This is a genomic window from Georgfuchsia toluolica (genome assembly GCF_907163265.1).
GTDB lineage: Bacteria > Pseudomonadota > Gammaproteobacteria > Burkholderiales > Rhodocyclaceae > Georgfuchsia > Georgfuchsia toluolica.
This window is the reverse complement of record NZ_CAJQUM010000001.1, coordinates 92547-113137: the sequence shown is the minus strand read 5'-3', so window position 1 is coordinate 113137 and position 20591 is coordinate 92547. Positions and strand designations below refer to the sequence as shown.

The 20591-nt window shown below is 55.2% G+C and carries 18 protein-coding genes and 2 pseudogenes; 7 read left to right on the top strand and 13 right to left on the bottom strand.

Annotation, left to right across the window (positions count from 1 at the left end):
* Positions 1–4: 4 nt before the first annotated feature.
* The 13 genes and pseudogenes from fabZ to K5E80_RS16615 all read right to left on the bottom strand — a co-directional run.
* The gene (gene fabZ, locus K5E80_RS00570; protein ID WP_220637177.1) at positions 5–442 is read right to left on the bottom strand and encodes a 3-hydroxyacyl-ACP dehydratase FabZ; all 438 of its coding nucleotides are present in this window, start codon (positions 440–442) and stop codon (positions 5–7) included.
* 5 nt (positions 443–447) lie between these two features.
* Positions 448–1479: a UDP-3-O-(3-hydroxymyristoyl)glucosamine N-acyltransferase gene (gene lpxD, locus K5E80_RS00565; protein WP_343213216.1), complete on the bottom strand. Its 1032-nt coding sequence runs from the start codon at positions 1477–1479 to the stop codon at positions 448–450.
* 18 nt (positions 1480–1497) lie between these two features.
* Positions 1498–2004 (bottom strand): OmpH/Skp family outer membrane protein, encoded by a 507-nt coding sequence (locus tag K5E80_RS00560; RefSeq protein WP_246590809.1) that lies wholly within the window; start codon positions 2002–2004, stop codon positions 1498–1500.
* A 16-nt stretch (positions 2005–2020) separates the two neighbouring features.
* A complete protein-coding gene (gene bamA, locus K5E80_RS00555) occupies positions 2021–4309 on the bottom strand; it encodes an outer membrane protein assembly factor BamA (protein ID WP_220634324.1) in 2289 nt (762 codons plus the stop codon).
* A 4-nt stretch (positions 4310–4313) separates the two neighbouring features.
* Complete coding sequence (gene rseP, locus K5E80_RS00550) at positions 4314–5678, bottom strand: RIP metalloprotease RseP (protein WP_220634323.1); 1365 nt, start codon at positions 5676–5678, stop codon at positions 4314–4316.
* Positions 5675–6862 (bottom strand): 1-deoxy-D-xylulose-5-phosphate reductoisomerase, encoded by a 1188-nt coding sequence (ispC, locus tag K5E80_RS00545; RefSeq protein WP_220634322.1) that lies wholly within the window; start codon positions 6860–6862, stop codon positions 5675–5677. The genes rseP and ispC overlap by 4 nt, the downstream gene beginning before the upstream one ends.
* Positions 6859–7650 (bottom strand): phosphatidate cytidylyltransferase, encoded by a 792-nt coding sequence (locus K5E80_RS00540; protein ID WP_220634321.1) that lies wholly within the window; start codon positions 7648–7650, stop codon positions 6859–6861. The genes ispC and K5E80_RS00540 overlap by 4 nt, the downstream gene beginning before the upstream one ends.
* The gene (gene uppS / locus K5E80_RS00535) at positions 7643–8443 is read right to left on the bottom strand and encodes a polyprenyl diphosphate synthase (protein WP_220634320.1); all 801 of its coding nucleotides are present in this window, start codon (positions 8441–8443) and stop codon (positions 7643–7645) included. Before uppS ends, K5E80_RS00540 begins: the two co-directional genes overlap by 8 nt.
* A gap of 14 nt (positions 8444–8457) precedes the next feature.
* A complete protein-coding gene (gene frr / locus K5E80_RS00530; RefSeq protein WP_220634319.1) occupies positions 8458–9015 on the bottom strand; it encodes a ribosome recycling factor in 558 nt (185 codons plus the stop codon).
* Positions 9016–9033: 18 nt separating this feature from the next.
* Positions 9034–9759 (bottom strand): UMP kinase, encoded by a 726-nt coding sequence (gene pyrH, locus K5E80_RS00525; protein ID WP_220634318.1) that lies wholly within the window; start codon positions 9757–9759, stop codon positions 9034–9036.
* Positions 9760–9763: 4 nt separating this feature from the next.
* Positions 9764–10669 (bottom strand): translation elongation factor Ts, encoded by a 906-nt coding sequence (tsf, locus tag K5E80_RS00520; RefSeq protein ID WP_220634317.1) that lies wholly within the window; start codon positions 10667–10669, stop codon positions 9764–9766.
* A 104-nt stretch (positions 10670–10773) separates the two neighbouring features.
* The gene (gene rpsB, locus K5E80_RS00515; protein ID WP_220634316.1) at positions 10774–11526 is read right to left on the bottom strand and encodes a 30S ribosomal protein S2; all 753 of its coding nucleotides are present in this window, start codon (positions 11524–11526) and stop codon (positions 10774–10776) included.
* Between the two features lie 197 nt (positions 11527–11723).
* A pseudogene (locus K5E80_RS16615) lies at positions 11724–11948 on the bottom strand (IS4 family transposase); the annotation flags it as partial.
* 26 nt (positions 11949–11974) lie between these two features.
* Here K5E80_RS16615 and K5E80_RS00505 point away from each other — a divergent pair.
* From K5E80_RS00505 to K5E80_RS00475, 7 genes and pseudogenes are all read left to right on the top strand, one after another.
* Positions 11975–12277 carry a hypothetical protein gene (locus K5E80_RS00505; protein ID WP_220634315.1) on the top strand — a complete coding sequence of 101 codons (303 nt, stop codon included), beginning with the start codon at positions 11975–11977 and terminating at the stop codon, positions 12275–12277.
* Positions 12278–12343: 66 nt separating this feature from the next.
* Complete coding sequence (locus K5E80_RS00500; protein ID WP_220634314.1) at positions 12344–14008, top strand: PAS domain-containing sensor histidine kinase; 1665 nt, start codon at positions 12344–12346, stop codon at positions 14006–14008.
* 55 nt (positions 14009–14063) lie between these two features.
* Entirely contained in the window at positions 14064–14723 is a 660-nt protein-coding gene (locus tag K5E80_RS00495) for a response regulator transcription factor (RefSeq protein WP_220634313.1), read from the top strand.
* A gap of 348 nt (positions 14724–15071) precedes the next feature.
* Positions 15072–15831: pseudogene (locus K5E80_RS00490) on the top strand (integrase core domain-containing protein).
* A gap of 79 nt (positions 15832–15910) precedes the next feature.
* Entirely contained in the window at positions 15911–17416 is a 1506-nt protein-coding gene (locus K5E80_RS00485) for a sensor histidine kinase (RefSeq protein ID WP_220634312.1), read from the top strand.
* 78 nt (positions 17417–17494) lie between these two features.
* Entirely contained in the window at positions 17495–18148 is a 654-nt protein-coding gene (locus K5E80_RS00480; RefSeq protein WP_220634311.1) for a response regulator, read from the top strand.
* Between the two features lie 284 nt (positions 18149–18432).
* Positions 18433–20163, top strand: a complete 1731-nt coding sequence (locus tag K5E80_RS00475; RefSeq protein WP_220634310.1) for a GGDEF domain-containing protein — start codon at positions 18433–18435, stop codon at positions 20161–20163.
* The last annotated feature ends 428 nt before the right edge of the window (positions 20164–20591 follow it).

Genomic DNA, 20591 nt, shown 5'->3' with positions numbered 1-20591 from the left:
CCGCTCATTCTATGGTTCGCAGTGTGCACATCAGCTCGGCTTCCGCGGCGGTCTGTCCATCGACCGACGCCTTGGCGGCAAACTTCCAGATACCGCGCTTCCTGAGCAGGATCGAGACTTCCAGAATCAATTGGTCGCCAGGACTCACCGGACTCTTGAATCGAGCATTATCGATCCCGACAAAGTAGACCACCGAATTTTCATCCGGCTTGCTGCCCATGGTATTGAACGAGAGAAGGGCCGCCGCCTGCGCCAGCGCTTCGATGATCAATACCCCGGGCATTACGGGATGATGTGGGTAGTGACCGGGAAAAAAGGGCTCGTTCATGGTGACGTTCTTGAGCACGCGGATTTTCTCGCCAGGCACGATGTCGAGCACGCGATCAACCAGCAGGAAGGGATAGCGGTGCGGCAGATGTTCCAGAATCTGATGGATGTCCATGGTAGTCATTTCGATTTCTCTAATTCAGTAAGACGTTTTTCGAGACGGCGTATTTTATCCGCCATGCCGTCCAAATGACGCAGGTGGGAGTAGTTTTGCAGCCAGTCGGCGTATGGTTGTGAGGGCACCGCCCCGGCGTAGGTGCCGGGACGGGATATGGACTTGGTGATTATCGAAGCCACCAAGATATTTACATCGTCGGCGATCTCGATATGGCCGATGATATTGCAGGCGCCGGCAATGGTGCAGCGCTTGCCGATGATGGCGCTACCGGCAATGCCGGTGCAACCCGCAATTGCGGTATGCGCGCCGATATGAACATTGTGGGCAATCTGGATCTGGTTGTCGAGCTTGACGCCGTCCTCGATCACCGTATCCTCGATCGCTCCGCGATCGATGCAGGTGCTGGCGCCGATCTCGACATCGTCGCCGATCCAGACCCCGCCGGTTTGCGGAATCTTGACCCAGCTGCCATCCTGTTCGCGGGCAAAACCGAAACCGTCGGCGCCAATAACTGCGCCCGAATGGACAATGGCGCGTCGTCCGATGCGGGTACCCGCATAGAACGTACAGGCTGCATGTAATATGCAATCGTCACCGATCTCGGCGCCATCGCCAATAACGCATCCGGGGCCAATCATCACGCTGGTTCCCAGTTTGACGCCGCGACCGACACGCGCGCCAGGCCCGACCGACACCGAGGATGGCACGACGGATTCAGAGCTTGCTGTCGGGTGCAGTCCTGGCGCCGGACGCGGCGGCGGATTCAGCCACTGCGCCAAGCGTGCAAAGTAAAGATAGGGCTGCGGCGTAATGATGCAGGGAACCGGGCTCTGCCCGGCGAAATCCGGCGCGACAATGACGGCCGAGGCGCGGGTCTGACTGAGTTGTTTCTGGTATTTCGGATTGGAAAGAAATGCGATCGTCTCCTGCCCTGCATTTTCCAGCGTTGCGATACGGCTGATCCGGGTCGAGTCCTTGCCCCTGACCTCGCCGCCCAGACGAGCGATGATCTCTGCGAGAGTGACGGTGATCACAGTCGCGCTTGCCGGGGCTTATTTGGCTGGAGCAGGTTCGCTCAGCGCCTTGATCACCTTGTCGGTGATGTCAATACGCGGGCTGGCATAGATAATTTCCTGCATAATCATCAAGTCAAAATTCTCCTTTTCAGCCATCGCGCGGATCACGCTGTTGGTTCTCTCAACAAAGGATTGGAGTTCCTCGTTGCGACGCGTATTCAGGTCTTCGTTGTACTCCCGCTGCTTGCGTTGCAAGTCGCGCGACATATCGGACAACTCCTTGCTCTTGGCGGCACGAACCGAGTCGGGCATGGTGGCGCCATTTTTTTGCAGGTCTTCCTGCAATGCCTGAGCCTGTTCCCGGCCTTTGTCGAGTTCCTGGCTGCGTTTCTTGAATTCCTTTTCCAGCTTGATTGCTGCTTTCTTCGCTGGCTCGGAGTCGCGCATGACGCGCTCCATGTTGATCACGCCGATCCGCACATCGGCCACCGCTGGCAAGGAGAGGATAGCCAGCGCTGCGAGAAGTAGGTATTTATGCTTCAACTTGTGTCTCCTTACGTCAGAACACGGAACCGAGCTGGAACTGGAACAGTTGGACCTTGTCGTTGGTTTCTTTCTTGAGAGCGCGAGCCAGGCTGAACTTCAGCGGTCCCATCGGCGAAGACCAGGTAAACGCCAGGCCGGTGCTGAAACGCAAATCGCCCAGGGCAATGCTCTGGCTCTTGCCCCAAATCTGGCCAGCATCGAGGAAGGCACTCAAGCGGAGCGACTTGTCGGTGCCCATTCCCGGCATGGGGAACAATACCTCGGCATTGCCGACAAGACGGCGCGTGCCGCCGAGATATTCGCCCGTTGCTGCATCAAAGGGACCCAGGGTGCCATTCTCGAAGCCGCGCACCGACCCGATGCCGCCAGCATAGTAATTGAGCCAGAACGGCATCTCCTTGCCGCCATAGCCCGACGCCACGCTCGCTTCGCCGTTCAGCATCAGGGTAAAGATGCGCGACAGCGGATAGAAAACCTGATACTGGTAGTTAGCACGCGCGTATTTTAACGCCCCCGTCCCGCCTGGCACTGTAGTCTCCAGACCGACGCGCTGGATGCGGCCCTTGGTTGGATATATGCGGCTGTCGACCGAGTCCTGGCCAAAACCGGCGGAAGCGCGGATCGTTGAAAATTCGGAACCATTCTGTGCGACGTAGTTTTGATAGATCAGGGGGCTAAACGCGGTCAAATCGATTTTGCTCGAATCCGCCGCCAACCCGAAAGACACGCCATCTTCTTCGGAAAGCGGCACCCCATAACGAACCCCGCCGCCGAAGGACGACACCCCATACGCCGCCAATGAGCTTAATTTACCAGTATCCGTTTTGCGCTGATAAACATCGAAGCCGCGGCTGACGCCGTCGATGGTGTAGTAGGGGTTGGTATAGGACAGGGAAAGGACTGAGTTCGACTTCGAGGTGTTTACCTGAACCGCGATACTTTTGCCGCTACCGAAAATATTGTCCTGCTGAATCGAGCCGGAAAGAATCAGGCCTTCGGAACTGGCGAACCCCGCGCCCAGCGTGACGCTGCCGGTCGGTTTTTCCTTTACCTTTACGTTGAAATCCACTTGGTCAGTAGAACCTGGCACCGGCGGCGTTTCAACCGCCACTTCCTCGAAATAACCGAGTTTGTCCACACGCGACTTGGAACGGTTGATCTTGGTACCGTCATACCAGCTGGCTTCCATCTGCCGCACTTCGCGGCGGATGACTTCATCGCGGGTGTGCGTGTTGCCAACCACGTTGACCTGTCGCACATAAACGCGGCGGCCCGGGTCGATGAATATGATAAACGCGGCGCTATGTTTTTCGTGATCCAGTTCCGGCGCCACATTGACGTTGGCAAAGGCATAGCCTTCATTTCCCAGGCGTTCGCTGATGGCCTTGGTGCTGTCGTTGAGCTTTTGCCGCGAATAGGTTTCGCCCGCCGTAATGGTGACCAGCTTCTTCAACTCGGCTTCTGGCAACAGCAGATTGCCCGCCAATTTGATTCCTGAAACGGTGTACTTCGCATCTTCCTTGATGCTGATGGTGATGTAGATATCGCGCTTGTCGGGAGAAATCGATACCTGCGACGACTCGAGCTCGAACTCGAGATAGCCGTTGTCGAGATAGAAGGAACGCAGCGTTTCTATATCCCCCGAAAGCTTCTGCTTCGAGTACTGATCGTTCTTGGTGTACCAGGTCATCCAGCCCGGCGTCCTCAGCGTGAAACGATCCAGCAGATCCGACTCCTTGAACGCCTTGGCGCCGATGATGTTGATCTGCTTGATTTTGGCGATCTCGCCTTCATCGACGGTGAAACTGATGCCGACGCGATTGCGTTCCAGCGGCGTTACCGTCGTCGTCACGTTGGCGGCGTAGTAGCCGCGCGAGAGATAGACGCGCTTGATTTCCTTCTCGGCACTATCGAGCAGGGCGCGGTCGAAAATCCGCGACTCCGCCATGCCGATATCGCGCATCGACTTCTTGAGCTGGTCGCCGTCCAGCGCCTTCATGCCGGAAAACGTAATGGAGGCAATCGCCGGCCGCTCGTCGATGACGACAACAAGCACGTTATTGTCGATTTCGAGCCGCACATCCTTGAAGAATCCGGTGGCGAACAAGGCCTTGACCGCCTGTGCCGCTTTTTCATCGGTCATCGTTTCGCCGACCTTGACCGGCAGATAACCAAATACGGTGCCGGCTTCAGTGCGCTGGATACCTTCGACTCGAATGTCCTTGACGACGAAAGGCTCGAATGCACTGGCTGAGGAAGCAAACAAGGCTGATAACAGCCCCGCCATAACGGTTTTTTTCATGTCATCAGCCGGCAATCAAACGGTGTATGTCGTTGTACAAAGCAAACAGCATCAGCAGCCCGAGAATGCCAAAACCGATTTTCTGACCGGCTTCCAAAACACTGTCGGAGACTGGACTGCCCTTGAAAAGTTCGACCAGATAATACATCAAATGCCCGCCATCCAGCACTGGAATGGGCAGCAGGTTGAGTACGCCGAGACTGATGCTGATGAACGCAATGAAGCGCAGATAAGGTGATATACCCATCTTTGCCGACTGCCCCGCATAGTCGGCAATCGTCACCGGGCCGGATATATTTTTGATCGAAACCCGCCCCACAATCATGCGCCCGATCACGCGCAGGCTGAGCGCCGAAGTATCCCAGACTTCGACCGCAGCATGCCCCAGGGATTGGAACAAGCCATAGCGCACCTCGATCATCAACGGCGCGTAGCGCTCCGGATCGGGCTTAACTGCAATCCCCAACCTTCCAATGGGCAGCCCATTCTCGATGATCCTGACCGGGGCCAGTTGGAATCGTTTTTGCGTACCTGAACGCATAACGTCGATCGTCAGCACTTTGTCATAGGCCGGGCGTATGCGCTCCACCGCCTGCCCCCAATTCGCGATGACGCTGCCATCAATGGAGAGCACGACGTCGCCCGGCTGTAGTCCGGCCAACGCCGCCGGGGAATCCGGCGTCACCGCGCCAATCACCGGATCCAGCCGGGGACGCAGAAGCGTCATGCCGAGTTTTTCCGCCGGATCCCCCTCAAGATCGCCGTCCTGGGTCAGCACGGGCTTGAGTGCTCGTATCTCTGCATGATTGCCGCTGGTAACGACAGTTATTTCCAACTGCTGCCGGTCCATCATCGCTTCGAGCAGGGCCTTGCGCATCTCGGACCAGGTCGCAATCGCCTCCCCGTTGATCGAGGTGACACGATCACCCGACTGAAAACCGGCCAGCACCGCCGGGCTCCCGGCTGCCGGTTCGCCCAGTATCGGCTTGAGATCGGTCACGCCGGCCATGAAAATGCCGCAGTAAATGACAGCGGCAAACAGAAGGTTGGTGAGCGGGCCCGCCACCACGATGAGCATGCGTTTGAAAACCGGCTGGCGATTGAAGGCGAACGGCAACAACTCGGGTGCTACCGGCTCCTCGCGTTCGTCGAGCATCTTGACGTAGCCACCAAAAGGAATGGCGGCAAGCGCCCATTCGGTACCATCCCTGCTCCAGCGCTTCGACAATAGCGGTTTGCCGAATCCGACGCAAAACCGCAACACCTTGACCCCGCACCAACGCGCCACCAGATAATGGCCGAACTCATGCACCATGATCAGCGGCGCCAGCGCCACAATAAACGCTCCCACGGTCCAGAGCATGCTCATGCGCCGTAACGCCGGACCATCCCGGTCGCTATCTGCCGGGCCTGGCGATCGACCTCCAGCACCTGCTCAATGCCGAGTGCCTCATGAGCCGCTGCCTGATCGAGGGTCGAGGAAATCACCGCGGCGATTCGCATGAATGGCAGACGCCGGTCGAGAAAGGCTTCGACCGCGATCTCATTGGCCGCGTTCAATACTGCAGGAGCGGCAGCACCGGCACGCAACGCCTGGTAAGCCAGGTCGAGACAGGGGAAACGCTGCCGGTCGGGACGCTCAAAGGTGAGTTGCGCCACCTCGAACAAATCCAGGGGTTTGACGCCGGCATCGATGCGTCCGGGATAAGCCAGCGCATACGCAATCGGCGTGCGCATGTCCGGGTTGCCGAGCTGGGCCAGGGTGGAACCATCCACGTATTCGACCAGCGAATGAATGACGCTTTGCGGATGCACCACGACGTCGATGCGCTCGGGCGGCATGTCGAACAGCCAGTGCGCTTCGATGACTTCCAGCCCCTTGTTCATCAGGGTCGCCGAGTCAACGGAAATCTTGCGGCCCATCGACCAGTTGGGATGCGCACAGGCCTGCTCGGGGGTGACTGACTCCAGGCTTTTCCGCGAAGCGGTCCGGAACGGACCACCGGAAGCGGTGAGGATGATCTTGCGCACGCCACATGCTGATAGGTTATTCGATATATATCTTGTAATTGATTGGTATATCGCATTGTGTTCGCTGTCAATCGGCAGCAGCACCGTACCCGAGCGGGCCACTTCGGTCATGAAAAGCTGCCCGGCCATGACCAGTGCTTCCTTGTTGGCCAACAGCAACTGCTTGCCCGCTTTCACCGCGGCCAGCGTCGGCACCAACCCTGCTGCTCCGACGATGGCGGCGAGAACGCTATCCACCTCGGGCGCCTGTGCCACCGCAGTCAGGCCCTCGCTGCCGTGCAGTACCTCCGTCGCAACGGCTGCTTCCATCAGCTTCGCGCGCAAGGCCATGGCGGCCTCTGCCGTGGCCGTAACGGCATAGGCCGGACGATAACGATGGCACAGGTCGAACAGGGCATCGTTCTGCCGATGGGCCGTCAGCGCAAAGACCTCATAGCGCTCGGGATGGCGCGCGATCACATCCAGCGCGCTGGCGCCGATGGAGCCGGTAGCTCCGAGCAGGGTAATTTTTTTGCGGGTCATGTCTGCTGCCAGAAACTGCTTATAACCACCAGCATCGGCAACGTCGAAGTCAGGCTATCGATACGATCCAGAATGCCACCGTGCCCGGGCAGCAACTGGCTGCTATCCTTGACCCCCGCCTGGCGCTTGATCATCGATTCAAACAAATCGCCAACAATGCTGACGGCAATCAGCAACATCGTTCCGAGCGCAAGCATGAACAGGTTTACCGGAATGGACAGTCCGGCATATTGCCGCAATAAAAACACATAAACCAGACCGCCAATCACCGCGCCTGCGGCCCCTTCCCAGGTCTTGCCGGGACTGATGGCGGGAGCCAGCTTGTGACGTCCCAGCGCACGGCCAACAAAATAGGCGGCAATGTCGGCCGCCCACACCAGCGCCAGTGCCGCCAGCAACACCCAGGGGCCTGCATCATGCAGATGCGTCATGGCGATCCAGGCCGGCAGCAGCACAACGGTGCCGATCAAATACCCCATCACTCCATGCGGCAACGGCCAGCGCCGCGCAAGCCAGACGGGAACCAGCAACCAGAACACAGCGGCCAGTGCACACAACAACAACTGCAATTGGGGATACAACAGACATAAACCACAGCAGGCCAAAATCCAAAGCGGGAACAGCACGCGGCCCTGCCTGGAAGCCAACAGCAGACGACTCCATTCCCAGGCTGCCAGCGTGGCGATAAGCGCAAACGCGGCAACCGCACCGGCGGCGGGTAGAAAGAACAGGATCGAGACTAAAACGGCAAGCAAAACCAGCGCCGTGACGACGCGCTGCTCAAGCATTTTGGACGAGCGGTTTATCAGCAGCCTTGGCAGCTATCACGTCGGCAGTCGCCATGAGTTGCTCGCTGGTACGACCGAAGCGGCGCTCACGGCTGCGGTAGGAAACGATGGCCGCATCCAGAGCCTGGGCATTGAATTCGGGCCACAGCTTGTCGGTGAAATAAAATTCGGTATACGCCAGTTGCCACAACAGAAAATTGCTTACCCGCTGCTCGCCGCCGGTGCGGATGAACAAATCCGGTTCAGGCGCATAGGCCATCGCGAGATAAGGCGCCAGATCCTGCTCGGTGAATTGGCCGGCTTGCTGCGGATGCTCGCGGCAAAGGGCATTGACGGCCTGCATGATGTCCCAGCGGCCGCCGTAATTGGCCGCCACTGTCAGTGTGAGCTTGCGATTGTCCGCGGTCAGCGCTTCGCCATGCCGGATCAGTTCCACCAGTCGCGGCTCGAAGCGGGAAAGATCGCCGATCAGCTTGAGGCGCACGCCATTCTTGTGCAGCCTGCCGATCTCTCTTTCGAGCACCGAGTTGAAGAGTCCCATCAGGAAAGACACTTCTTCCTCGGGACGGCGCCAGTTCTCGGAACTGAAGGCAAATATCGTCAGGTATTCGATGCCACGCCCAATGCACGCGCCCACCATGGCACGGACCGAATCGACGCCCTTCTTGTGCCCGGCCGCGCGCGGCAAATGGCGCTTTTTCGCCCAGCGGCCGTTGCCGTCCATGATGATCGCGACATGCCGGGGCATGCTGCTGGCCTCCGGTATCTCCTGCGTCGAACTGACGTGAGTCATGAGTTATGACCGCTTCAGACGGCCATCAAATCCTTCTCTTTGTCGGCCAGCAGCTTGTCGACTTCGATGACAAAGCGATCCGTCAGCTTCTGGATGTCGTCTTGGGCGCGACGTTCGTCGTCCTCCGAGACTTCCTTTTTCTTGAGCGCGTCCTTGAGGTGGTTGTTGGCATCGCGGCGCAGGTTGCGGATCGCCACCTTGGCGTTTTCGCCTTCCTGCTTGACCACCTTGATTAGCTCGCGGCGACGCTCTTCAGTCAATGACGGCATCGGCACGCGGATCACGTCGCCCTGTGCGGCCGGATTGAGGCCCAGATCGGCCTCGCGAATCGCCTTATCGACCTTGGCCAGCATGGGCTTTTCCCAAGGTTGGACGCCGATGGTACGGGCATCGATCAGGGTCACCCCCGCCACCTGGCTGAGTGGCACCATGGAGCCATAATACTCGACCTGCACATGGTCGAGGATGCCGGTATGGGCGCGCCCGGTGCGGATCTTGCCCAAGTCGCTCTTGAGTGCATCGATGCTCTTTTGCATGCGCTGCTCGGTTGATTTTCTGAGTTCGGCAATCATCACCAATCTCCGTTAGTGTCAAACGTGAACAAAAGTACCTTCGTCTTCGCCGGCCACGACGCGCTTCAACGCGCCGGGCTTGAAAATTGAAAACACATTGATCGGCAGGCGCTGGTCGCGGCACAAGGCAAACGCCGTCGCATCCATGATCCTGAGGTTGCGACTGATTGCCTCGTCAAAGCTGATGCGCGTGTAGCGCGTGGCCTGCGGATCCAGTTTCGGATCGGCCGTGTAAATCCCATCGACCTTGGTCGCCTTGAGCACGATCTCGGCACCGATCTCCGAACCGCGCAAGGCGGCCGCAGTATCGGTGGTGAAAAAAGGATTGCCGGTACCGCCGGCAAACACGACGATCCGGCCCTCTTCGAGATAGCGGATCGCCTTGCCACGAATGTAAGGCTCGACCACCTGCTCGATGGAAAGGGCCGACTGCACGCGCGAATTGATTCCAGCCTGACGCAGGGCATCGGACAAGGCCATGCCATTCATCACCGTCGCCAGCATGCCCATGTAATCGGCCGTCGCCCGATCCATACCGGTCGAGGCGCCCGCCATGCCGCGAAAAATATTGCCGCCGCCGATGACGACGCCGATCTCGACGCCAAGTTCGGCCACCGACCTGATTTCGGCAACAATCCCGGCCAGCATGGCGCCATTGATGCCATAGGCATCATCGCCCATCAGGGCTTCACCTGAGAGCTTGAGCAGGATGCGCTTGTAGACGGGCTTGCCGGCTTCTGGCATCGGCTTAGTCTTTCCTGACCGCCGCCTGGGCCGCGACCTGAGACGCAACCTCGGCCGCGAAATCGTTGACCTTCTTCTCGATGCCCTCGCCGACCGCGTACAGCGCGAAAGCGGCGACCGAGGCACCCTTTGCCTTCAGCAATTGCTCGATGGTCTGCTTGCCGTCCGCGGCCTTGACGAAGACCTGGCCGAGCAGGGTCACATCCTTGAGATATTTCTGCACCGTACCTTCGGCGATCTTATCCAGCATAGCTTCGGGCTTGCCGGCTTCGCGCGCCTTTTCGATGGCGATACGGCGTTCGGTTTCAAGCAGTTCAGCAGGAACACCGGAGGCATCCAGCGACTTCGGCTTGGAAGCGGCGATGTGCATAGCCAGATCCTTGGCCAGTTGTTCGTCGCCACCGACCACGTCGACCAGCACGCCGATCTTCGCGCCGCCGTGGATATAGGAAGCCAGCTTGCCCTTGGCCTCAATGCGGGTGAAGCGGCGCGGCGACATGTTTTCGCCGATCTTGCCGACCAGCGCGGCACGGGTCGATTCCACAGTCCCCTCGCCCAGCGGCAGCGCCGCCAGGGCAGCGATGTCAGAAGGATTCTTTTCGGCGATCAGCCTGGCGCAATCGGCCGCCAGTTTGAGGAATTCGTCGTTCTTGGCGACGAAGTCGGTCTCGCTGTTGATTTCGAAAATGCTGCCGACTTTACCATCGGCAGCGATATGAATAGACACCACGCCTTCGGCGGCGATGCGCGCCGCCGCCTTGCTGGCCTTGTTGCCCAGTTTGACGCGAAGAATCTCTTCGGCCCGGTCCATGTCCCCTGCGGCCTCGGTCAGGGCCCTCTTGCATTCCATCATCGGCGCGTCGGTCTTCTCGCGCAGTTCCTTCACCATGCTTGCGGTAATTTCCGCCATTGTTTGCTCCAGAATCAAAACAGACACACCACAGAGATCACAGAGGACCCAGAGAAAACCCTTGAATCGATCTTCTCCATGATCCCTGCTCCATGGCTGATTATTTACTCGCCAGCTTCCTCGTTGACCTCGACGAACTCGTCGTCGCCGGCCATCGCCTGCACCACTTCGGTGATCGACTGATTGCGGCCTTCGAGAATCGCATCCGCCGCGCCCTGAGCATAGAGACGGATCGCGCGGCTCGAATCGTCATTGCCAGGAATGATGAAATCGACACCTGCGGGCGAATGGTTGGTATCGACCACGCCGATCACGGGAATGCCGAGCTTGTTGGCTTCGACGATGGCGATCTTGTGATAACCAACATCGATCACGAACAGCGCATCGGGCAAACCAGTCATGTCCTTGATGCCGCCGATGCTCTTTTGCAGTTTTTCCAGTTCGCGCTTGGCCGTCAGCGCTTCCTTCTTCGACAGGCGCTCGAAAGTGCCATCCATCGACATCTGCTCCAGATCCTTGAGGCGCTTGATCGACAACTTGACGGTCTTGAAGTTGGTGAGCATGCCACCCAGCCAGCGTTCGTCGACATAAGGCATGCCGGCGCGCTGCGCTTCCTCGGCGAGAATCTCGCGGGCCTGACGCTTGGTGCTGACAAAGAGCACGGAGCCCTTCTTGGCCGACAGCTTCTTGAGGAAGGCCATCGCTTCCTGATACTTGGCCAGTGTCTTTTCGAGATTGACGATGTGAATCTTGTTGCGATGGCCGAAAATATAAGGAGCCATCTTGGGGTTCCAGAAGCGAGTCTGGTGTCCGAAATGGACGCCCGCCTCCAGCATTTCACGCATGGTAGTGCTCATGGGATATCTCCGATATGGGTTAAGACCTCCGCCCGGCCGCTTGCAAACCCTTGCGGGATCACCCATTCGGCGCCGGGCGTGTGAATTTGCCTATTCCGTTCGCCTTTACAGACTCACGGCCAAGACAGGCGGCGGATTATAGCGTTTTCAGCCATTTGTAGGGCGATCATTTATGGTCATACTTCACTGCTGTCCGTTTAAAACGCAAATAGATTCAACTGGTTGTTGAAAGTGATGTTGTCGGAACCGGCGTCCCTGCCCGGAAAAGCTTGCTGCAAGGACATTTTCTCGAAAAGCGTAACTGACAAAATCTGTAGCAAAGTGTAAAGAGAAGCATCCAGTTTCAGTCGTTTATTGATAATGGCAACGAGGACATAGACCGATACCGCGATCCAGATTTGTGTCTTGACCGCATTCTCTGACTACAAAGAAGCGCTTGTTCGAGAGCATGGACGGCGTGCAGCCTGCCGTCGGAGACGTGGATAAAGCTCGGAATACTGCCGCACCGACCGAGCGGAAATCCATGGGTTGGGTGGACAGCGTCTTGCCGGTGTTCATGGCGGCCTCCGGACAAAAGCCCGGAAGACTGCCCGAATTGGCAAGCACCGTTCAAATCGACCCCCTCATCGCTCAGAAAATCCGCGTCAATCATGACTTTCAGAAATTTGCCCCTTCATTACCCGGACAGCAGTGGCCACACTCACAGACTAAAATCGGTAGTTTATTATTGGCAATATTGAAATTAGCGTAATAAAGCTTGTTATTCTGATTTTGTGTTTATATATTAGGCAGCACCCTTTGCAGAGCGCCCCTGATAGTGACAGATGCCCACGCTGTTGATATTGGTAAAGACGAAACCGAGTATATGGAAGGCGTTCCCATGCTAGAGCATGAGATAAATAATGCCATATTCCAAAACACTCCAGTGGGGATTTGCTATGTACGAAAAAGAATCATAATAAAATGCAATCCGCATTTCGAGAAGCTGTTCAGATATGACAGAAAAGAACTCGATGGCAAGTCAGTTAGCATACTCTATCCGGATTATTATACGTACAGGATAATCGGGGAGAAGGATCGCAGCTTTTTCAAAAATAACGATAACGCCTTTTATATCGCTGAACGTCCCATGGTCCGCAAGGATGGGACATATATCTGGTGCGTCATATCAGGGAGAATCATCGATCGAAACCGTCCGAACCTGGGTGTCATATGGGTTCTACAGGACATCTCAGATCACAAAAACCTTGAAGAAAAATTGAAGGCTAACGTTGAGAAACTGGAAATAATTGTTGCCGAACGAACAGCCGAACTTACAAAACATGTCAACAACCTGAACCAGGAAATTATCACACGCAAAAAAGCTGAGCAGATCGCGAACGAGAGTGAGAGGAAATATCGTATGTTGTTCAATATGCTACCGATTGGCATATCGATCACCGCACAGGATGGGCAAATTCTCGAAGCGAACCAGGGCTTCAAAAAACTCGTTGGCAAAAATACTCGTTTAACTAACTGGCAGAAACTCGCCCGGGATTTCTTTTCGGCTGATGGCACAAAAATCCCCAAATCAAATCTCCCGTGGCTGAACAAGGATTACCAGAACGACCATATCGACTGTGTCGAAGTGGGAATGCGCATCAAGAACGATGGTAAGCGGCATTGGCTGAGCGTCAGCTCGTCCATTCTCCCCTTGCAAGATCAGCAAGTTTTGGTTGCGGCATTTTTCGATATCACTTATCGCAAGAAGATCGAAGAACTGGAAAGGTTGAGGCTTGCAGAACTAACGCGATTGGCCAGGATCGACTCCACCTCTGAAATGGGCGCCGCACTTGCTCATCAAATGGGCCAACCTTTGGTATCAGCATTGAACTATCTTCTGGGATGTCAGCTACGTCTACAGAATGTAAAAGGCGTTGATGAAATAAGTGATAGTGTTGGATTGGCCATCAAACACCTTGAGCAGGCGGGACAAATTCTAGGACGCGTCCGGGATTTTGTGAGCAAACACAAACCAGATAAAACATACACTAATATTAATCATTTAATTGACGATATCATTAACTTTTTGGATTTTGATATCCGGCGCAATAATATTAATGTAAAAAAATCATTGGCAACAAACCTGCCCTTGGTGCCGTTATGCAAAATCGAGATTGAGCAGGTGCTTTTTAATCTTCTAAAGAACAGCATCGAGGCTGTGCGTGGCATGCCGAATGAGAGCCGCATTATTATTGTCAGCAGCGAACTCAACAACAAAAATGCAATACAAGTGAAAGTGCAGGATCATGGAGAGGGAATGGAGAAAGGGATCGCCAAGCAAGTTTTTGAGCCTTATTTTTCAACCAAGCCTAATGGTATGGGAATAGGACTTACTATCTGCCGTTCGATTATTGAATCACATGAAGGTGATCTGACTTATTCGAGAGCAGGTAAGAAGGGATCAATATTCCGTTTTACTTTGCCCATACCACAAGAATAATTCTAGATTATCAGGGCATGAGGACCAGCAGGACGATATAGAGGAGACCATAACGATGGATTCAAATAATGCGAGAATTTTCGTAATTGATGATGAGGAATCGGTCAGGCATTCTATAGCTTGGCTAGTGGGTTCCATGTCGCTCAAGGTTGAAGAGTTTGCATCGGCTCAGAGCTTTCTAGACGAGAATATTAGCTGTTCACTAGGATGTCTTATAGTCGATGTCAGAATGCCTAATATGAGCGGTTTGCAGCTACAGAAGGTATTGTTGGAAAGAAACTTTCAACTGCCCATTATTTTTCTTTCGGCATATGGGGATGCGCATATGGGAGCTCATGCCATAAAGAATGGGGCTATCGATTTCCTGCAAAAACCTTATCAAAACCAGGACCTGTTGGACGCAATCAACTCGGCGCTAAAGGTGTGTAAGGATCAGTTAGAAAGCAAGGCTAAGACGACGGGGTACTTTGAAAAGTTTGATAGCCTCTCCCAGAGAGAAAAGGAAGTGCTTAACTTGGTCGCTGAGGGAAAAACAAGCAAGCAAATTGCGCAAATGCTCGAAATTAGCCACAAGACAGTTGAAGCCCACAGAGCCAGTTTCCTCAGAAAACTAGGGTCCAAATCGACCAGCAGTGTCATACAAATGGCAGTGCTGGCGAATCAACACTGCCGTGAATGCGGATGGCTCCCTCCCTTTGTAAATTGCAAATCTTGATTAGCCCTAAACCTCTGCTCTTGCCCCTGTAGTTCACGTATCTCGGACCTGAAAATCATCTAGCTGGCTGACCTTGTTCCTATTACCTGGAACATGAGATGCGAGATAACGAGAGAGCAGGTGGAACGGGCAGCCAACATGCTGGAGTACAAACTTGAAGCGATGCGGCTGGTAACAGGAGGTCAGGCCAAGTCCATCACGGTCATCCGTTAATAGCGAATAAACCAATTGCGCGAACAGCCCCTTAGGAAAACCGGTGGATTTCTCGGGTTTGTTGAAACTGACCTGATCGGATATTTTCGGACCAGGCTGATCTAGCGATAATGGCTCCTCAGATGAGAAGTAGGCATGAAGAAGAGCAGATACGACGAGAGCGGATCGTCAGGATATTGTGCGAGGCAGATGGGGATTCGGTAGTTGATGTCGCCAAACGGCATGGAGTCAGAGAGGCATCGATCTACGCCTGGCGCAAGCGGTTTGGTGAGATGGTAGCAGCGATGTGAAGCGGCTCAAGACTTTGGAATCCGAGAACACGCGGCTGAAGAAGTTGGTGGTTGAGCGGGATCTTGAGATCGGAGTGATGATGGAGATTGCTGCAAAAAAATGGTGAGCGCACAGGTTCGCCGGGAACAAACTCGTTTTTCAGTAGAAAGAGGATTGAGCCAGCGACGAGCGTGTGGGCTGATGCAGACGGGTCGGTCACGCATAGGGTACAAAGCAAAGTGCCCATCTCCTGAGCCGGCTGATCAGCGTGCATGGCGCACCCCGCTATATTCGATCCAAAAACGGCCCGGAATACGTCAGTACCGCGCTAATGAAGTGGGCGCTGGAACAGCAGATCGAGACGGCCTTCATCGATCCTGGCAAGCCTTGGCAGAACGGCACCAACGAAAGCTTCAACGGCAAGTTTCGGGAAGAGCGCCTGGCGATGGAATAGTTTCGCAACCGAATCGAGGCCAGGATTGTCATTGAAGACTGGCGGATTCACTACAATGAAGTCCGGCCGCATTCAAGTTTGCAGTACGCTACTTTGGCAGAATTCCGCCGGAGTAGCGAAATCAGTTCGACAACCGAAGCTACGAATCTCCAGATCGAATTGGTCCGATAAAACCAGTCAGGTCACGGGCAGCTTGAGTTATATTGGTCAGACCTAAACAAAACGCCGCCCGCTAATGTTTCCTGTAAGCATGACGTTGCGTCTGCTCCAAATTGAAGACTCACAAGACGATGCCGATCTGGTGTGTAACGCGCTGGAAGCCGGAGGCTTCGCGATAGAAGCGCATAGGATCGAATCCGAGGCGGAAATGATTGTCGCATTGCGGCAAGGCGGCTGGAACCTGATCATCTGCGACTATAGCCTCCAGCAATTCAGTGCGCAGAGGGCCCTGGATATCCTCTCGGACTGGGGTCAGGAAGTGCCCTTTATCATTACTTCAAACATGGTTTGCGAGGAAGTCGCGGCGGTCCTGACCAGGTCCGGGGCCACCAACTTCACCATGAAATCCAATCTGGAGCAGCTGCCTGGAGTGGTTAAACTGGAGTTAAGGAAATGCGCTGCACACAAAGGCCACCACATGGCCACAACTGCGCTTCAGGAAAGTGAGGCGCGCTACCGGATGATCGCCGCCAATCTTCCCGGCATGGTGTACCAGTCACTGGTGCTTCGCGACGGAGACATCTGGTTTCTCTATGTCAGTGATCAGTGTAAGCCGCTGCTGGGTATCGAGGCGGAGATGCTGAAAGAATCGTCCGCACATCTATTTGACCTGGTTGTGCCGGAAGATCGTGCCTCGTTGCACCAAATGTATTCCAATATCCTGAATGGCCAGGCCACAGTCAATTGGGAGGGCAGATTCCGCATACCGTCGTATCAAGATATTAAATGGATCAATATACGGGCGAACAATCGCGAAATGCCCTCGGGAGGAATACTTTCCGATGGAATAATGAGCAACATCACGAAGAACCGGACCTTGCAGCTGGATCTCATGAGATCGCAGGAGCAATTGCGCGAGCTCTCCAGCCATCTTCAGTTCGCCAAAGAGCAGGAACGGGCGCGTATCGCGCGGGAGTTACATGACGACCTGGGCAGCACGCTGACGGCGATCAAGATCGACCTGATGCGTCTGCGCGGCGGGCTGCCCGCGGAGCGGGCCGATCTGGCGCAGAAGATCGATTCAGCATCAAGTTTGCTTGATCATGCGATGGATACCGTGCGCAATGTCTCCCAGAGCTTGCGTCCGGGCATACTGGACTACGGCCTGCAGGCCGCCATCGAGTGGCAGACTCAGGAATTTGAAGAGCGGCTCGGCATTACTTGCGAGCTCCACTGCCATGCCGATATCGTGAGCCTCGACGCTGATGCATCGACCGCCTTATTCCGTATTTTTCAGGAAACGCTGACAAATATCTCAAAGCACGCCAATGCGACCAAGGTCATTGTTACGCTGATTGGAGACGATGAAATGGTGCTTCTGGAGGTCGAGGATAACGGCCATGGCATTGCCACGCGGGACATGGACAAAGTCGGTTCATTCGGCATACGTAACATGCGGGAAAGAGTCGGGGCTTTGGGAGGAGAGATCGAGATCGAGGGCAATGTCGATCGGGGAACTCGCGTCTGCGTTACCATTCCGTTGCCAAGCGCTATTATAGAGAGCGATCAAGCAGATACGCAGCAAATGCTCTTTTAATTGTCCTTGAGCCCTCAAAACTAAGGTCTAGCGACCGATAAAGACCGGAAACCTGACCTGTTTGGATTATAGATACACGTGTCAAAAATAAAAATATTGCTGGTAGACGATCATGCGATCCTGCGCCAAGGGCTGCGGCAGATACTCTTGGACAGCGAAGACATGGAAGTCGCTGGTGAAGCTGAAAATTCGGCCCAGGCCATACGTCTGGCGCGTGAGCATCAATTCGACGTAGTCGTATTGGATATTACGCTGCCAGATCGCAACGGTATAGAGACCCTGAAACTGCTGAGGCGCGACCAACCCAAACTCGCGGTGCTGATACTTACCATGCACAGTGAGAAAGAATTCGGTGTGCGTGCGCTCAAGGCCGGCGCATCGGGTTACCTGACCAAACACAGCGCCGCTGAACAACTGGTCAATGCTGTGCGCACAGTTGCCAAGGGGAAAAAATACATCGGCGCGGCGCTGGCAGAGGAACTGGCGAATTCATTCGGCACCGAAAGCGACCAACCGTTGCATGAAACACTCTCGGATCGCGAATATCAGGTCCTCTGCATGATTGCTTCGGGCACCGCGCTTTCGGAAATGGCCGCCAAGCTCTCCCTCAGCCCTAAGACGGTCAGTGTGTACCGGGCACGAGTCATGGCCAAGATGAAGTTCCGTAATAACACCGAGATCACCCATTACGCCATCAAGCACCAACTGGTGCACTGTGCCTCCACGCCCTGACGCCCTAATCCGCACCAAGGCGCGGCTCCAAAGTGCTGGCGCCAGACGGCACCAGCCGCCCACTTGACCTGCGCACGGCGTTGCTCGGAGGAACATGCCATGCATGAATCATGCAACGTTAGCATGGTTATTCTTGCAGCCATCCTCAAGATTTGATCCGAATCTACCGATAAGGTCACTGTACCCGAGCTAATTCAGTGTATGCAGGCCGCAAATGGCGAATAAAAGGTCAGCGCGCAGCATTAACTGCCATTTTGCTCGCCATAAACAACATTCGGACACGAATGATGACTACTCCGGTAGCAAATCAGAATATCTCGTTCGAAGATGCAACCGAAGTGGCGCGAAAGACCCTGCACCAACTGGTGTCGAAAAGGGTGGCGCCAACGCCAGAGAACTATTGTCAAGTTTACCGTGAAATAGCCGGCATCGATAGCGCCACGCCCTCCACGCCTCCCCAGATGGAAAATATCGCGTGGGGTTCAGTAATTACAGAGTTGATTAAACAACTGGAAGCAAGGCAAGTTGGCTGGACCGCAGCAAGAAAGCGCAAAAGCCTGGATCGGGTACTTGCCACCCCCAGCCCGGTCGTCCTTCATAACCGCATCATAGCCTTGATTCAGAGCTGGTCCAGGTCGGAGTCCTCGATTGGCGTCCCGGATTTGGAAGTCTGCAGCTTTGCTTCATCCGCACCGCTCGCGTCTATGGAAGCAAGCGCGCCGGAAATAAACCGCACAGCGATACCGCCTGCCGACGTTGCCTATGAGTTCGAAATTATCGCGTCCCTGCGCGAACGGTTCGCGGACATACTCGAATCCGTCATCGCGGCACAGCTTGAACCTGATAAAGCCCTTGTAGCGGAGGCGAACGCACTTGCCGCGCGCATTCGCCAACTAGACGACAGGAACAAACTACCCAAACTCACGCGCGACCTTGAGAAATTCCGGATACACCTTGACAAGCGTTTGAAAAACGACTCTGGCCTGCGTGACGGGGTCCTGAGGCTGTTGAGTCTGTTATTGGACAACATCCACGAGTTGGTGGTCGATGATAACTGGTTGCAAGGTCAATTGGCGCTGGTGCGTCAAGTACTCGCCGATCCGGACGATATCCATCTAATCGAGGAAGCGGAGCGTGCCCTCAAGGAAATCGTCTTCAAACAGGCTGTGCTAAAGCACAGTCTGAATGATGCCAAATCCACGCTCAAGGACATGGTGTCGCACTTCATTAACCAGCTCGATGAGATGTCTCAGAGCACCGGCTTTTACCACGACAAGCTGAAGTATTATTCCAAGGTCATTCACGAAACAGATGACATTGCCACCCTGAGCAAGGTGTTTGACGAACTGCGGCATGAGACGCAACAGATACAACTGGATACCCAACGCTCACGAGATGCAATTGTCACGGTCCGTACGCGCGTCGAAGACGCGGACAATAAAATTCGACATCTGGAAGCGGAGCTCGTGAAGGCCAGCGAACTGGTGCGCGAGGATCAACTTACCGGAGTGCTCAATCGGCGCGGCCTCGACGATGCCTTCCAGCGCGAACTTTCGCGCAGCAAACGCAACCATAGCCCCCTGTCTATCGCACTTCTGGATCTGGACAACTTCAAGCGACTCAACGATGCCCATGGACACCAGGCGGGCGACCAAGCGTTGGTGCATATGGCCAAACTCGTCAAGGCCACGGTGCGGCCGCACGACATCATTGCCCGCTATGGCGGCGAGGAGTTTCTGATTCTGCTGCCCGACACCAGGATAGAAGAAGCCGAGAATGTCATCAAGCGACTGCAGCGCAGTCTCACCAAACACTTTTTCCTCAACAATAATGAACGCCTGCTGATCACTTTCAGTGCCGGCGTCGCCCTGCAACGCCCGGGCGAAACGAAAGAATCCCTCGTCAGCCGGGCGGATGATGCGCTCTACGAAGCCAAAAGAGCCGGCAAGAACCGCGTATTTACCGCTCCTCTCATCGATCCAACGCCCCAGGACATGCCCCGTATCAAGAACTGAGCTGGGGATTCACGCTCTTGTTCAGGGACGGCAAGACGCAACAATTGGTACTTTATGCAGATGCTGGCACTGAACTGATTCCGGATTGCGCCAGCCCTCGCCAATCGAGCCTACGTTCCTGGGGAAGTCATGGAAACCGCCAAGTACAGGTCATCTGCATGCACCATCAAGATGCCGGTTTACACCACGGTCGTGCCCGACATCCACGCTGGCTTTAACACGAAGCCACATGCCTTGTCGGCCGGATTTACTCTGTAGGCGGTAACCGGCCCTGCCCCTACGAAGCCTCTGTGGTGTGGTCAAGTGATGTGGGCCTAAACTTCTTCAACTAATCTCCGATAACAAAAACAACGGCGGTTTCCACTCCCTGTTCGAGCGGCGGCCGAAGTTAACGGTACTTATGCCGAAAACCTGACCATCATTATTAA